This window comes from Calothrix sp. PCC 6303, assembly GCF_000317435.1.
GTDB lineage: Bacteria > Cyanobacteriota > Cyanobacteriia > Cyanobacteriales > Nostocaceae > PCC-6303.
On the sequence record NC_019751.1, the window covers coordinates 1,910,213 to 1,926,583 of the forward strand.

General features: G+C 39.4%; 12 protein-coding genes. 8 read left to right on the forward strand and 4 right to left on the reverse strand.

Features of this window, described 5'->3' with window-relative positions:
• Positions 1-56: 56 nt before the first annotated feature.
• The 4 genes from CAL6303_RS07870 (at position 57) to CAL6303_RS07885 (ending at position 6,495) form a co-directional block, all read left to right on the forward strand.
• Positions 57-1,394, forward strand: coding sequence for an ATP-binding protein (locus CAL6303_RS07870; protein ID WP_015197308.1), 1,338 nt, complete (start codon positions 57-59; stop codon positions 1,392-1,394).
• Between the two features lie 49 nt (positions 1,395-1,443).
• A complete protein-coding gene (phoU, locus tag CAL6303_RS07875; protein WP_015197309.1) occupies positions 1,444-2,112 on the forward strand; it encodes a phosphate signaling complex protein PhoU in 669 nt (222 codons plus the stop codon).
• 1,329 nt (positions 2,113-3,441) lie between these two features.
• On the forward strand, positions 3,442-4,056 hold the full coding sequence (locus tag CAL6303_RS07880; RefSeq protein WP_015197310.1) for a Crp/Fnr family transcriptional regulator: 615 nt from the start codon (positions 3,442-3,444) through the stop codon (positions 4,054-4,056).
• Between the two features lie 768 nt (positions 4,057-4,824).
• Positions 4,825-6,495, forward strand: coding sequence for an iron uptake porin (locus CAL6303_RS07885; protein ID WP_015197311.1), 1,671 nt, complete (start codon positions 4,825-4,827; stop codon positions 6,493-6,495).
• Positions 6,496-6,753: 258 nt separating this feature from the next.
• Here the strand turns inward: CAL6303_RS07885 and CAL6303_RS07890 are convergent, their stop codons facing one another.
• A complete protein-coding gene (locus tag CAL6303_RS07890) occupies positions 6,754-8,520 on the reverse strand; it encodes an ATP-binding protein (protein WP_015197312.1) in 1,767 nt (588 codons plus the stop codon).
• Between the two features lie 348 nt (positions 8,521-8,868).
• On the opposite strand from CAL6303_RS07890, the gene CAL6303_RS07895 reads away from it, so the two are divergent.
• The gene (locus CAL6303_RS07895) at positions 8,869-10,077 is read left to right on the forward strand and encodes a NupC/NupG family nucleoside CNT transporter (RefSeq protein ID WP_015197313.1); all 1,209 of its coding nucleotides are present in this window, start codon (positions 8,869-8,871) and stop codon (positions 10,075-10,077) included.
• Between the two features lie 46 nt (positions 10,078-10,123).
• On the opposite strand, the gene CAL6303_RS07900 is transcribed toward CAL6303_RS07895, so the two are convergent.
• Both CAL6303_RS07900 and CAL6303_RS07905 read right to left on the reverse strand, forming a co-directional pair.
• Positions 10,124-10,906, reverse strand: coding sequence for a nucleoside phosphorylase (locus CAL6303_RS07900; protein ID WP_015197314.1), 783 nt, complete (start codon positions 10,904-10,906; stop codon positions 10,124-10,126).
• A 46-nt stretch (positions 10,907-10,952) separates the two neighbouring features.
• On the reverse strand, positions 10,953-11,543 hold the full coding sequence (locus CAL6303_RS07905; protein ID WP_015197315.1) for a hypothetical protein: 591 nt from the start codon (positions 11,541-11,543) through the stop codon (positions 10,953-10,955).
• A 1,032-nt stretch (positions 11,544-12,575) separates the two neighbouring features.
• Between CAL6303_RS07905 and CAL6303_RS07910 the strand changes: the two genes are divergently transcribed.
• Positions 12,576-12,905 carry a DUF565 domain-containing protein gene (locus CAL6303_RS07910; RefSeq protein WP_015197316.1) on the forward strand — a complete coding sequence of 110 codons (330 nt, stop codon included), beginning with the start codon at positions 12,576-12,578 and terminating at the stop codon, positions 12,903-12,905.
• Positions 12,906-13,307: 402 nt separating this feature from the next.
• Positions 13,308-14,351, forward strand: coding sequence for a glycerate kinase (locus tag CAL6303_RS07915; protein ID WP_015197318.1), 1,044 nt, complete (start codon positions 13,308-13,310; stop codon positions 14,349-14,351).
• 126 nt (positions 14,352-14,477) lie between these two features.
• Here CAL6303_RS07915 and CAL6303_RS07920 read toward each other — a convergent pair whose 3' ends face one another.
• On the reverse strand, positions 14,478-14,828 hold the full coding sequence (locus CAL6303_RS07920; protein ID WP_015197319.1) for a Rieske (2Fe-2S) protein: 351 nt from the start codon (positions 14,826-14,828) through the stop codon (positions 14,478-14,480).
• A gap of 329 nt (positions 14,829-15,157) precedes the next feature.
• On the opposite strand from CAL6303_RS07920, the gene CAL6303_RS07925 reads away from it, so the two are divergent.
• The gene (locus tag CAL6303_RS07925; protein ID WP_015197320.1) at positions 15,158-16,246 is read left to right on the forward strand and encodes an HlyD family secretion protein; all 1,089 of its coding nucleotides are present in this window, start codon (positions 15,158-15,160) and stop codon (positions 16,244-16,246) included.
• The last annotated feature ends 125 nt before the right edge of the window (positions 16,247-16,371 follow it).

Below are 16,371 nucleotides of genomic sequence, written 5' to 3' on the forward strand. Positions count from 1 at the left end.
ATGATAACTGTTCACTGTTTACTGTTCACTGATTTAATCATGCTGGCAACTTTGTAATGTTGATACTAGGATTTTGCTTGGGTTTGGCTGTTGGAATCAGCTTCTGGGTGTGGCAACAGTTTCAACTAAACCGCCATTTGGAACAGGTTTTACGACCTTTGAATGTGCATTCTAATTGGGTTGGATTACCCCTGATTCCAAGTTTGCGCCAAGAAATTACTTCAGTTCAGCATCAACGGCAGCATCTACAACAGAAATTACAAACCTATAAAGATTTGTTGGAATTTGCTCCAGTAGGTTATTTACAGGTTGATGAAGAAAATCAGTTGCTGTGGTGCAATGAAAAAGCACAGGAAATTTTGTATTTGCAGCGTTGGCAACCGGGACAGGTTCGTCTACTTCTGGAGATAGTTAGATCCTATGAGTTGGATAGGCTAATTGAGTTGACACGCGATCGCCAAATTCTTCAAGTTAAAGAATGGGTGTTTCATCCTTCTTACGAGAATACCGCAGCCATGAAGGAAATGAAATCCACAGTTGTCAGAGCAACCAGTTTACCCCTTGCTCAGGGGAAAGTTGGTGTCTTCCTGGAAAATCGCCAACCGATGCAGGAACTCAACCAAGCACGCGATCGCGCTTTTTCGGATTTAGCACATGAACTTCGCACACCTTTGACTTCTATTCGTTTGTTGGTGGAGACACTCCAAGATAGGTTAGATACCCGCGAAAGTCTTCCGGGGACAACTACTTCTGCAAACGCTTCACCCTTCAAACGTTGGGTTGATCGTTTAATGTTGGAAGTAGATAGGTTAATTCATCTAGTACAAAGCTGGCTAGATTTGACTCAACTAGAAACTAACCCCACCGTCCAATTAAACTACCAAAAATTTGATGTGCGATCGCTAATTACCTCCGTTTGGGAAACCCTCGAACCTTTAGCCCAGCGCCAAGATATTGAATTTACCTATTCTGGACCACAACATCTGTGGATGAAGGGAGATCAAACCAGAATCTATCAAGTATTCATCAACTTGCTTGATAACAGCATCAAATACAGTCCACCCCATGCTAAAATTCACATTGAAGCAAAAGTGATTTGTGAAAATACAACTATTCCCCCAACACTAGAGGTAAATATTATCGATAGTGGATTCGGATTTTCAGAAGTCGATTTGCCCCAAGTATTTGAGCGATTTTATCGAGGAGACACTGCCCGATCCCGTTCTAGTAAGACAGAAACTAATTCAGCGATCGCAATTGTCGGTACAGGCTTAGGTTTAGCCATTGTTCGGCAAATTATACTCGCACATGGCGGTTCCATCAAAGCCATGAATCACCCCGAATTTGGTGGAGCATGGATACAAATTGAGTTACCAGCATTAATGGCAAACTGATCAACTCAAGACTATAGTTAAAAGTATCTTCTCGTTTGAGAATGGAAGTGTGAAAGCCCACCCCCGTACTCCTAATTCCGGAACATCCCAGTTAGACCGTGATATTCGCCGTTTAGAACGCGATGTTCTACGTATGGGTGCCCTAGTAGAGCAATCCTTTCGTTTAAGTCATCAGGCTTTATTTTCTCGTGATTTAAATGCATCTGGGCAAATTTCCCGAATAGACACAAAAATTGACCGCTTTTATAAACAAATAGAAGTAGACTGTACCAACATCATGAGCCGTCAAGCATTGATGGAACATGACTCTCGTTGTTTAATTGCATTTATGCAACTGGTACGTGATTTAGAACGAATCGGAGACTATGCCAAAGATTTAGGTAGTATTGCTGTCAAAATGTTTCCCTACCCTTCCCATCCTAAATTGCCAGAAATTGCCATGATGTCACATCATGCCCAAGCAATGTTAGCCACCAGTTTAGTTGCCTTAGCGGATTTGGATGATGTTAATGGTAGAAGCCTCAAAGATTTAGACGACGCAGTAGATCAAGCTTACGAAGAAGTTTATCAAGCCTTAGCTCAACAACAGGATGTGAAAGGAGTTCTAGAACCCTTTATTTTACTAGGATTAGCGATTCGTTGTTTAGAGCGAATGGCAGATCATGCCACCAACATCGGTCAACGTGTGGCTTATATCGTCACAGGTCAACGTTCATAGCTCTAGGAAATTTGAGGTAAATTAATATACATCGATATAGCTTTCTAGTTATTTCTAAATACTAGTTTTTTTCCGTTACTCAATATTTTCAATCCTTAACTAATATACATTTAAGAAAACCCTTACCTCCTCTTAAACTTATCAGACTAAAGTGACTACAGTGAATTCGATTGTGCTTTATCTAACACAGAATTTAAAGTCAAATTAGAGCAAAAGTTCATGTCACACAATTCAAATTATTGTATTTCTCTCTTTTGCTTTCAAAGTCAATGTAATGCCCTTAAAAAATAAGTAGTGAGTAATGAGTAATAAATAATAAGTATGTTTTGTAACGGAGAGAAGTTAGCGCTTAGATGTTCTTCCCGTCAAACTAAGCCCTAAAAGGCTACGCCTTTATAAAATGCCCCTATGGATATAGGGAGTATTTAGACAACCCACGTTTGTCGAGGAACTTTTCACCCGCATTGCTGCCACCCGGATACAAAACGCGCTGCCGCCCTTAGTCAGTGGAGTTACACCACTTATCTTTATCACAACTAAAGAGGCAAACAAGGATTTCACCCTTACCAAGGATGAAAGCTTTTGTGTGTTCCTTGCTTTCTAGTGAAAACTATGAGATTATTTTTAGTGTGAATTAATCTACATATAGTAGATTGACTTACCGTAGATTATATCCAAGCTAGCATCTAGTAGCTGCCCAAAATCTAGCTATTAACAAGCTGTGGATGTAAAACTCTTACAAAAAACCTACGTAGCACTTCTAAGCAATTGACATAAATTCTTAATTAGCATAATATGCTTTGAGATAGTCTAAGCTCAAGCTATTTTTTGCACACCAGAAATAACCGGGGATAAATTATTAATTAGTTCGACCGTTTGTTTTCAGTCTTGAATGCTGACAGTTTTGTTCTGTGGATTTTTATTACTTGATCTTTGTCGTACATTTGAAATTTGGCACATTAAGACGATTCACCTAGTGAGAGGTATAGATATTTATGTTTTCTAAACGCAAATTTTAGGAAAATGCTTTTAGAAGACGTATACTAAGAACGGTTAGAAAGCAAACTTCTCAAAATGCTATTAGTATTTATTTATATATACTATAGCTAATGGCTAACCCCTAGCACTATACCTAATTCAAAACAAAGTAACTTCAAGGTGAAGCTAATTGAATTCTAGGTTATGGAAAAATGTTTAATTATAGCTGCTAATTTTCATAGTTATATTTTTTAGTTATAGATTGCTATGAATCATAATTTTTTTTGGACAACGACTATCAAAGATTTATTTAGTGTCTAAACTTGCCCATTTATCTACATCCGAAACACTATGCACTCCACAAGTAGCACCAACCACTCTGGAATACCTGGAAATCCCATTACTGGACAGTTACCCCAGAGAATATTTACCCGTCGTGAAATTATTCCAAATCGGAATGATGCCCTTTGGAAAATTGAACGGGGAGCAGTTCGCACTTTAACATGGAGTGAAGATGGAGCATTCATCACTCTTGGATATTGGGGAGCAGGAGATGTAGTTGGCTATCCTTTATCAACAGTTAAACCTTATCAAATTGAGTGTCTAACAAGTGTGGAAGCAACTATACTTCCTCCACATTTGTGGTATCAGGATGTTAATGCTTTAGTAGTACATATTCAGCAAGCCGAAGAACTCTTGAGTATTGTTCATCGTAAGCCGATTTATTTACGTTTATGGCAATTTTTAACTTGGCTGAGTGATAAGTTCGGACGTGATGTCGAACAAGGTAAACTGATTGATTTAAATATTACTCATCAAGAAATGTCGGAAGTTCTGAACACCACAAGAGTAACTGTGACACGTTTGTTGCAACAGTTTGAGGAAGAAAAAAAGCTTATACGTCACAAACGCAGAATTATCTTGAACTCCTCAAATCAAGTATCTGAGCAAAAATTTAGATATTAGGATTACATATAATTAGAATAATATTTTCATTCCATTGGTCGTTCAGGGAAGCTGTTACCAAGTTAGATGTTCCCGTTTTCTCCAGAAAGGTAGGGGTGGAGGAACTATCTAGAGGGACTATGTTAGTAACGTCCCTTTGGTTTTGCCAACCTCAAAGAGTTAGGATAGCAATCCCACAATGTTCAATATTAAGGAGTTGATGGGATTGCCACCACTAGCCTTAAATAAACTATTTCCTATCTACGGTACGCATTTATTTATCATATGCCGTTAGGCTTTACATAACGATAACCAAAAAAGTAGGATGCTCCCATGAAGTAAGATACAAGTGTTTAGTATGGTTCCGCCTCAAATAAGTTTATTAATATGGAATTCTGTCCTCAAAAATCCCCATGGATAAATTAATGACAGAAATTGCTCATTAATAAAACAGACTAGCTGCAATAATCATCAGTGGCGAAGTAAAGAGCATATTAAAAATATTTATGTATGACGAAAAATATGAAAAATTTAATATTTACGTCATCAATATGTTAAGTATTAATTTTATCTTGTTTAAGTGTCGTATAAATAGGTTTGCACCAATCATAACAAACCTATATAGGATTAAATCACAATTTTGACTGTTGGACATTGTTGCTGATTATACATTATAGTTATAAAAATACACTTATATTTGATTAAGCAAAATATCTTTAAAAAGACTGCTAAAAATAGTCAAAATAAATGTAGAATACTTTCAGTCGGTGTGAGTAAAAGTACAGGATCATGACTAAACTATTTTGGAATCTTCTCAAATTAAGTCCCGTTGTTGTTGCTGCAACATTAGCTACAACAGAAGTGACTTTAGCATCAGAAGTAAAAAGTGATGTAACATCCGTTGCCCAGCTAGAGTCAAACTCTGAGAATCTAGGTCAGGTGACATCAGTTTCTCAATTCTCAGATGTTCAACCCACTGATTGGGCATTCCAAGCTTTACAATCCCTTGTTGAACGTTATGGATGTATTGCAGGATACCCCAATGGAACCTATAGAGGAAATCGGGCTTTAACTCGTTATGAATTTGCGGCTGGTTTAAATGCTTGCTTAGATAGAGTAAATGAGTTGATTGCAACTGCAACTGCTGATCTAGTTAAGAAGGAAGACTTGGCAGCATTGCAACGCTTACAAGAGGAATTCTCGGCAGAACTAGCGACTTTACGTGGTCGTGTGGATGCGTTGGAAACGCGCACTGCTGAATTGGAAGCAAACCAATTTTCCACCACAACTAAATTAGTTGGGGAAGCAATTTTCAATTTGAGCGATTCCTTTGGTGATAACCAAGCAACCCGTTCAAGTGTCTTAATTAATAGTCCCAATGCGGCTGTTCCTAAAAGAGGTTTAGATAGCAATTTAGCCTTTTCTGATCGTGTACGCTTGCGTTTAAACACCAGCTTTAGCGGAAAAGATCAGTTGCAAATCCGTTTACAAGCGAGAAATACTGTCTCCAATAGTGGTACTACTGGAACAAACATGACCCGTTTATCGTTTGATGGCGATAACGGTAACGATGTTTTTGTTGATAAACTCTGGTATCGTTTCCCCCTTGGCGACGCACTTAGCGTCAGAATTGATGCCAATGCGGGTGAGTTTTACGATAACATGAACAACTTCAACCCTGATTTAGCCAGTGACTCAAGAGGTGCGATCGCACGTTACGGAAGATTCAGCCCCATCTACCGTCAAGGTAACGGTGGTAGCGGTGTAACCATCAACTTTGCTCCCAAAAAAGGTGCAATTTCGGCATCAGTTGGTTATCTAGCTGGTGGTGGTGGTGCTAACGTCGGTAATGATCCTGTTGACAAAAAGGGTTTAACTGATGGTAACTATGCTGCGATCGCGCAATTAGGTTTCCAAGCCAGTGATAAAATTGGTCTTGGTTTAACCTATGCCCGCACTTATCAAAATAGTGTTGGTGGCATCAACCAATTCGATTCCACAGGTAGCGACTTGGTAAACAGACCTTTTGGTAACAATGCAACATCTGCAAACCACTACGGCTTACAAGCTAACTTCCGAGCTTCTGATAAATTAGCCGTTGGTGGTTGGGTTGGCTACGCTGATATGGAAGCTCAAAGTGGTGGTGCTAATATCACAGGTAAGGAAGCAACAGCTTTCTACTGGGCTGCTAACCTTGGTTTGAAAGACTTTGGTTCAAAAGGTAACTTACTTGGTGTCACTTTTGGTCAACCTCCTAAACTCAATGGTAATACATACCGAGTTGGTGGTATTCGCCAAATCGATGCTGATACTTCCTACCACCTAGAAACTCTCTACCGGATGCAACTCAATGATAACATTGCTGTAACACCCGGTTTATTGGTGATTTTCAACCCAGAAAATAACGACAACAACGATACCATCTACGTTGGTACATTGCGGACAACCTTCTCATTCTAATTGTGAATGTATAGAGCTACATCAAGGTAGCTCTATCAGAACCAAGCCTACCACTCAAAGAGAAGCCGCTATGTGGTAAGACGACACGCTACGCGTCTACCGCAGGCTAAAATTTTTCCTAAATTCTTCCTGAATTAGGTAAACTACCCCACCCTATACAGGGATGGGGTTTCTAATTTCAACGGGGATTGTCTTGCATACGGAAGATTCTCTTCCAACAAGGTGGGATAATTCCCCCGTCCACTTGGACAAGTTCAACTATTTCAAAAGTGGTAAGTTGATACAGAAGGTTGCTCCTTGATCAACCCCGGGGCTGATAGCACTAATAGTTCCGTGATGAATTTCTACAAGATATCTAACTATCGATAGCCCTAATCCTAAACCTCCGTGATGCCTTGTTGTACTGCCGTCTGCTTGCCGGAAACGGTCAAAAACATAGGGTAAAAATTCCGGTTTAATGCCGATACCAGTGTCTTTGATAGTAATTTTTGCTTGCTGAAAGTCAATTTTTTCCAGGTGAATTTCCACTTTTCCACCGCTATTTGTGAATTTGATCGCGTTACTAAGCAAATTCCAAATTACTTGTTGAAGACGACTGGAGTCACCAGCAACGATGAATTGGGAGGGGGATCTCGTCGAGTTGACGGAGTTAGAAATACCTGATATTGGTGGTATGGGTGAATGGGTAGAAAGAGATGTGATTTTCTTGTTTTCAACTAGGGAAATATTATCTAAGTTAAAAGTCTGATTGGGGTTTTTGGATGCTGAATCCATTGATTGGGGTGCATCAGATTCAAGAGTGGAGCTATAATTTTCCGTTGTGGAAGTATCATCTGGTGTTTGAATATGTTTAATAAATTCAAGTTGAATGTTTTTGGTTTTTGCTTCCAATTGCAAAGTGTCAATCACAGCCGAAATTACCGATATTAAATCTACCGGAGACAAGTTAAGACGCAATTTACCATGCATAATCCTCGAAATATCGAGGATATCGTCGATGAGTTGGGTTTGCAATATGGCGTTACGTTCGATGGTTTCTAAGGCTTTTTCAATTACGTTTTGGTCGAGTTTACGCGATCGCAGTAATTTTGCCCAGCCGAATATAGCGTTCAACGGTGTCCTAAGTTCATGAGAAAGTGTAGCAATAAATTCATCTTTAAGACGGTTTGCTGTTTCGGCTTCTTTTCTAATTGTTTGTTCCCGCACCAGTTCAATTTGTTTTTGTTCGGCTTCTTTGCGTTTGGTAATATCTTCAACTGCACCTACGTAACCGATAACTGTGTCTGTATCTGAATGTAGAGGAGCAGAACTCAAGAAAATCCATCGCTCAATATTTTGGGGAGTGAGGATGCGAAATTCTCGGTTATAGGTAGTACCAACCTGCAATGCTTCATGCCAATTAGCGATCGCTTCTTCCCGTTCTTCCGGATGAATTGCCTCTGTCCAGCTTACAACGGATTTCGTATCATAAATTTCTTGAAAGCGAGGGTTGACATAAGTACAAACACCATGGATATCTGTTGTAAAAATACCAATTGGTGAACAAGCGCTGAGACTACGAAATAACTCTTCACTTTGTTGTAAGTCATGATTGAGGGCTTCTAATTGAGCAGCTTGTCGTTTTAACTCGGCATTTTTTTGGTATAATTCCACAAATGCGATCGCTTTGTATTTCAAAATATCGCCGTTGATGGGTTTAAATAAATAATCCACTGCTCCCAAGGAGTAACCTCGGCTCACCATTTTGTCAGTGGAGGTGAAAGCAGTCAGGAAAATAATAGGTGTATGGCGAGAGCGATCGCGTTGTCGAATTAAAGTTGCTGTCTCAAACCCATCAATATTCGGCATCTGGACATCTAGCAAAATCAAAGCAAAATCTTGATTCAGTATACATTTTAGTGCTTCGGTTCCCGATGTTGCTCGCACTAAATTGTGACCTAAGCTTTCTAAAATTGCCTCCAGTGCTAGTAGGTTTTCTGGACGGTCATCCACAAGTAGAATGTTTACTTTAGGTTCAGACGACATTACATTAATGTATGTTTGTGAATAGTCTATATGTTTTTGCCTTTTTGGACTTAAGTATCAGTCTGCAATCTTCGTATCAATAAATAATAGTTGAATAGTCAAGATTTCGGATGTTAAAAATAGCTAATCTAGAGATTTATCAAAAAACTAAGCAACAAAACCGCTACTGTCCTTAGCAATATATATTACTACAAAGCATTTGTCTGAAAATCTATCAACTGACTGAGTGACAAGAATCAAAGGTATGAGAAGCAAAAATATGTTTTTGTAACGTACTGTGATTTATTTTACTCTCAGGTGTATTATTTTTAGCTTATCCTTTGTAGTGGTGCGTCTAGAGAAAGATATATGGAACGAGGAATTTCCCTACTCGGTATACTAGTATTTATTGGTATATCTTACGCTTTATCCGTCAATCGTAAAGCTGTGCGTTGGCGAACAGTTGCTTGGGGTTTGGGGTTAGAGTTTGCCTTTGCAATCCTGATTCTCAAAACACCTTGGGGTTTAAAAATTTTTAGATCTTTGGGTGATGGAGTAAGTAATTTTTTGGCGTTTTCTGACAAAGGTGCAGAATTTGTCTTTGGTAAAAATTTCCAAGACCATTTTTTTGCCTTTAAAATTCTCCCAACAATTATCTTTTTCTCATCATTCATCAGTATTCTCTACCATTACGGAATTTTGCAGTGGGTAGTCAATGGTTTAGCTTGGGTGATGATGAAAACCATGGGAACATCTGGTGCAGAATCTTTATCCACTGCGGGAAATATTTTTCTAGGTCCGACTGAATCACCTTTGTTAGTCAAACCCTTTGTGGCAAAGATGACGCAATCGGAACTATTTGCAGTGATGACGGGGGGATTTGCAACAGTTGCAGGTGGTGTTATAGGTGCATATTTATCATTTGGGATTCCACCAGAACACCTAATAGCTGCTTTTTTTATGACTGCACCCACTGCTTTGGTGGTGGCAAAGCTAATTTATCCAGAAACTTCAGTTTCTGAGACTGCTGGTAATGTCAAAATGAAGGTGGAAACCAATTACGCTAACGCCATTGATGCTGCAACCACAGGGGCGCTGGATGGTGTAAAGTTGGCTGTGAATGTTGGGGTGATGATTCTGGCTTTTTTGGCGCTTTTATCTGTTTTTAACGCCTTTTTAGCATTTATCGGCACTCGTATCGGTTTGCCACAACTTTCGCTAGAGTGGGTTTTATCATTTGTCATGGCTCCTTTGGCTTGGTTAATGGGTGTACCAACCCAAGATTGTATGCAGGTAGGAGTACTTTTAGGTAAGAAGACGATTTTAAATGAGTTTTTAGCCTATCAGGATTTAAAAGTATTAATTGACAATAAGCAAATTTCCCAACGGGGAATAATTATTGCTACTTACGCTTTATGTAATTTTGCTAATGTTGGTTCTATTGGGATTACCATTGGGGGAATCAGCGGGATGGCACCCGACAGACAGCATGATTTAGCGAAAATGGGTGTAAGATCGATGACTGGTGGTTTATTAGCGGGTTTCATCACAGCTGCGATCGCGGGAATGCTAATTTAAACTAACAACCATGAAACTCCCCTTTCTGCACATGGGGAGTTTCAACTTAATCAGGTTCAATCCATTGCTGTGCTGTCCGCACGGCTACCTTGATGGCATTATCAATAGCAATACTTTTTTGCTCCAATATCACATTTTCAGCAATCGTCCGCTGTGCTAGTACCCCACATACACAACCAGCACGAAAACCATAAACACTTGCCATCTTAAATAAAGTGCCGCACTCCATTTCATAATTGAGTATATTTAAACGTCGATATTCATCTGTGATACCTTGAAGCGATCGCATCAAATGCGGATTAGCTGAATCTGTACGCTCCTGTCCCTCGTAAAAGGTATCAACTGACGCGGTAACACCTACATGGTATTTTACACCCAAGTCCCGTGCAGCATTAACCAAAGCTACTGTGGTAAATGGATCTGCGGCTGCTGGATACTCAATTGGTGCAATATCATTAGCTGCACCTTGACGACACAAAGCAGCATTGGTAATCACGATACTACCTACAGGTATATGTTCTTGAATTGATCCGCAAGTACCAACACGAATAATTTGCCTAATTCCAACCTGTATTAATTCATTCACAACAATGCTCAGAGATGATGCTCCCATCCCACTAGTGGTAGATAAAAGCGTTTTCCCATTAGGCAGAATACCAAGATAACTATTCAATCCTCTATTAGAAGATATTACAGTTACTGAATCTAAATATGACTGAGCAATTATCAATGCTCTCTCAGGATCACCAGATAGTAAGGCTATAGTTGGTGGTGATTTCCCAAGTTCATCTTTTCCAAAACCGATATGGTATAGCTTGTTACTAGTCACCTAAAATAGTTAACTCCAATCTTGATTGCCACTAGTGGGTTGAAAATTACTTAACTTCTTGATCCAAAATCAGCCACCACTCTTTGCGTTGAGAGTTCCAAGCAGGTACAGGAGTCTCACCAACTACATAGGGACCCCAGTACCGACGGGAACCATCTTGGGCAAAAGCCACTAAAATATCACCTTTTCCTAACTTTAAACTTCCCTGTGGCAGCGACAGTAATAAACCACGTTCGCTTCCTTCCTGTGGAGCAAAATCCCAATGCGCTGGTACGTTTGTGACTTTTGACTGTTCTGTTGCAGTGGCTTTTTGCTCTGATCCCCGCGAAAGTAAAGCTAATCTGACAGCCTGATTAGTTTGATTGCTCATTCGCAAAGTTCCCACACCAACTTGACTATTACCTACATCAATTTTATATGTCAGTAGCTTTGCTGGATTTACAACCTGATTTGGAGATGAAGAAACAACATCTTTTTCAGAAACTATTGGAACTTCGACAGATGAAACTGAACTAGAATCATTTGGATCGGGTTCATAAGAAATACTTACTTGATAACATCCTGCAAATACTCCTAATATTCCCAAGCAAAATGCAGCCAGAATAGTTTGACGATACCTTGGCAATTTTATATTCATAGTTAATTAGAAATAAGATTTAGTTTGAAGTCTGAATAAACACAAAGCAGTAATTTCGATCAAACAAGAATATCGAATAATAAGCTACAGATAACTAACTGGGGATCGATAATCAGGGCTTCTCTACCCAGACAGAAAAGTATTAAATGTCTATAGATTTATAGATAAACTTCGTCTATCTTGGGAACTGTAGTTTTCCATCAAAACCTTGAGTAGGCGTAGCCAGCCCTACGGGCTGATGCTAGTTTGCGACAAGCCGCTATGTCGTAAGACGACATGCTATGGTACGCGTCTACCTTACGACCCTCCGGGAAGCCGCTACGCGTCTACGCAATGACGCATTTGAATCGCTCAAAAAACTCCGGGTTTCATCATGGACGAGGTTTAACCTACTTCTTTGAGAGGTCGAGGAGCTAAATACCTATAGCGAACCAAAACTAGTATGGTATGGCACTAAGTAAATCACGGTTAAATAACAAACTAATTAAATAGTTGCTCAAGCTGGTTTTATTTTCTAACTTGAGAACTACCTTGGTATTTTGTTTTTTGGACTACGAACTATATAGCATCAATAAGAAAACAGAGAATAACTAGGGGTTTTTCTCCTAGAGATAAAATTATTATCTCAATACTTGCCTATTATGGCTAAATTGTCATTAGTTATTTACCGAAACTTGCCTTCTCAGATTAGACTGCCAAACGTAAAGTATCGTAAAAATACTTTCATTAGTGGCAGTAGTTCCCTAGCTTACCTGGTATCTAAGCCTAGTCAAAAAACACATCAACAGAATTATTCTCTTGATAGATTCGCCTATAAGTTTCAGACTAATTGTATCCTAGACTACAATTTGAACTTGTATCAGAATTTTATCCGCAGAGATTCGAGGATATGTACAATGGAGATGACAACAGTGAAAACTAAATACTGCTCTTAATACTATTTAAACTTAATCATCCACTTTTTATATCCCTATTATTAGGATACTTAATAATAGTTTTATTTTCACTAAAATTTTCCAAAGTTGCTTCCAAATGCAGAATACACGTTTAAACAACTTGTTTGATGCGATCGCACGCAGAACCCAGGAGGTATTTGTAAATCCCTGGAGGAGATTATCACTGCTTGTAATTAGCTTCCTGTCTGGTTTTTTCCTGGGAACAGCAGTTTCCACTACAGCCGGACAAAAAGCCGAACTTGATATAGTTGCTGCCGCATTTATTCTTATAATTACAGAAACTGTCAGCCGAATATACTATCGACGAGGAAACGGAACCAACTCCCTAGGATTGGAAGTTCTAAATACCCTCAAAATTGGTTTAATGTATAGTCTGTTTATTGAAGCACTAAAACTGGGATCATGATGGGACGAGGGCAGGAGGCAGAAGGCAGAAGGCAGGAGGCAGGAGGCAGAAGGCAGAAGGAAGGAGGAAGCTTGAACAGGAAAGCAAACACTTTCTCTTAAAAAGGGGAGACTTGTACCATGTTGACTTCGCTCAAAGGGATCTGCGGTGTATACAGAAGTCTTTTAGAGTTGCATCCCAGGCTTTTGATTCCCCAACTCCCTTACACTTGGCGAAGCCGCTCTAAAAGAGCTAGGGGACAGAATACCTCTCAAAGTCTCCCAATTTATCGGGGATTTAGGGGGATCTACGACGATTTTTATTTTGGACAGAGATGTGTGTACACCGTAGGGGGGAAAAGAGGGAAGGGAGAAAAGAGGATCAAATCCTTAACTGTTCACTGTTCACTGATAACTGATTTCCATGAACTGGTTAGATAAAACTTTAATTACTGCCAAAGCGACAATATTAACAGATACTTCGAGAGCAAAAGCATTTGGAATCACACCTCAAAATATTGATGTCGCAATTGAAGAGCGTGCAGAATTATTTAAACTTGTGTATCCAGAGTTTTGCGAATTCTGTATCAACGTATTAAAAATAAAAACCAATTCAGAGGAAATGGAAAGCTTCCACGACATAAGTCGTTCCCTATTGTGGGATTTGTGGCTCCCTTTGGGGTTAAAGTTGGCAAACTGCCGGGAAAATTTGCAGCGTCCCTTGATTCAGGGTATTTTGGGAGGGCAGGGGACAGGTAAAACCACCCTGGCTCAAGCCATGGGGTTAATTTTAGCAAAATTAGGATATAAAACCCTAAGTTTATCGCTAGATGACCTGTACAAAACATATAGCGATCGCATTCAACTCCAACAGCAAGATTCTCGTCTACTTTGGCGTGGACCACCAGGAACCCATGATATTAATTTAGGGATTGAGGTGCTTGATCAAGTTCGTGAATCTAATCAGCTAATTTCCATACCTCGATTTGATAAATCTGCCCACAATGGGATGGGTGATAGAACTACTCCCGATGTTGTTTCTGATATTGATATAGTTTTGTTTGAAGGTTGGTTTGTAGGTGTTCGTCCCATCGATCCTCAAGCTTTTGATCAACCACCTACTCCCATCAATACCTACACAGATCGAGAATTTGCTCGTGATATGAATCGTCAACTTGCTAATTATTTACCACTTTGGCAACGTTTAGATCATCTGATGATTTTATATCCTAAAGATTATCGTTATTCGCTCCAGTGGCGGAAACAAGCTGAACATCAAATGATTGCTAAAGGGAAAAGTGGTATGACTGACATGCAAATTGAGGAGTTTGTCAATTACTTTTGGCGAGCATTACACCCAGAATTATTTATTAAACCCTTGTTAAAATTACCACAATTTGTTGACTTAGTAGTTGAAGTTAATGCGGATCATTCTTTTGGTGCTGTGTACGGAAAGGAAGCAACTTAAAGAAGGCAGTAGGCAGTGGGCAGTAGGGGTATTAAATAAACCCCCTACTATTGATCAATTAGATTCCCAAAAAAATTGTAGAGACGTGACATGTCACGTCTCTACGTTATCCGAATAATTTTATGATTAGACTTCTACCCAAATACTTCCTTCCTCAATGCGGGTAGGAAAAACCGGGAGTTGTTTTTCTTTAGAAATCATTCCTAACACTTTGCCAACACCAGGTGGAAATGGAGTCCATTCAACGACGTTCCCCGTATCCAACTTAAAGCAGCTACGATGAAAAGGACAAATTATCTCTTCGTTGTCTGTAACCTTGCCTTTATTCATTGGTAACTTCAGGTGTGGGCAGATATTATCGACTGCGTAAATTTTATTTTTATGGTTCAATAGCAGAATGGCACGTTGTTCAACTTTAACAACTTTACGGGCATCAAGTGGTAATTCGTCTTGGGAAAGAACTTTTGTCCAACTCATCAACTCTTCCTCTCTTTATATTCCCAACTGTAAGGTGGCAGACTTGGGATTTTGCACTCTTTTCGATCTTGTTCTCATCTGGATCTTACGATATTTGGGTACGAAGAAAGAAATATTGAGAAAATAATTGACATAAGACTTTCGTCAAATTTAACAGTTTAGCGGTAACTAATCCTACGGACTTATGCTAGTCTGCGACAAGCCACTTAATAACAAAACTCCACTTTTGTTAAATTTACCCTGATGTACAAAAAATAACGCTGAATACTTACATTGAGAATTTATGAACTTAACCTTAATATTTAATTGGGTGCGCTTTGGTGCCAATTATGGAAAATACTAATTTATCACAGCCAGCAGATCAATTCGCTCAACCTGAAGATGAAGACGGGAAAATTAAAGTGAGAGAATCTGAAAGTAGCGCAATTACAACGGTAGATCCAGATATCTCCCCAGCAACAGAAAACAAATCTGGTACTTCTTCCTTCCGTCAAGTTTTACCAAAGTTAGTTATTGGTGTGGCTTTGGGTAGTGCAGCGATCGCGTCAAGCATCTATGCTTATCGTTGGTGGCAATATGCCCAATATCATCAACAAACTGATAATGCTTTTATCAGTGCGGAGATATATCCAGTTACTACCCGTCTGGGGGGAATTGTCACGGAGGTTTTGGTTAAAGAGAAGCAAGCTGTAACTCCCGGTACACCTTTGCTGAAGTTAGACTCACGGGAGTCTTTGGTACAATTAGCACAGTCAAAGGCTGCTTTGGATGTTGCCAAACAACAAGCCGAAGTCACTAAAGATAATGTGGAGTTGGCAACGGCAAATGCGGAACCCATAGTGGGTTCGGTAGTTGGCAGTAATGGTAAACCCGTGAAACTACCAGCACTTTCACCAATTAATGCCAAACAAATCGAAGTCAACCGTCAACAGTATAAGGCTGCACTGGCTGCGATCGCTCAAAAGCAAGCGGAGTTAAAACAAGCCGAACTCAAGCTATCCTACAGCAAAGTAACAGCATTAGTTCCAGGAGAAGTTAGTAATCAAAATATCCGCATTGGACAACAGGTTCAAGCTGGACAAACCCTGATGGAGATAGTTCAACAAAGTCCTTGGATTGTGGCTAATTTCCGCGAGAATCAACTGGAAAAAATCCAGCCGGGGCAAAAAGTAGAAATTCAAATAGCAGCTTTTCCTAGCCGTAAATTTATCGGTAATGTTGAAAGCATTGCTTCTGGTTCTCCAATTCAAATTACTCCAATTTCTTCAGATAACAAAACAGATAATATTCCTAATGTTCCTGTTAATAATGAGCGTCGAATTCCTGTAAAAATCACCTTTGAGCCTGATAGTCTCGGAGACTTTCAAGCTCGTATTCATCCCGGAATGTCGGCAAAAGTTACCATAAATACTAAGTGAATGGTGAGTAGGGAATAGTGAGTATGGGAAAATCGCTTGGAGACTCATTACTCATTACTCATTACTCATTACTCATTACTCATTACTCATTACTCATTACTCATTACTCATTACTCATTACTCAT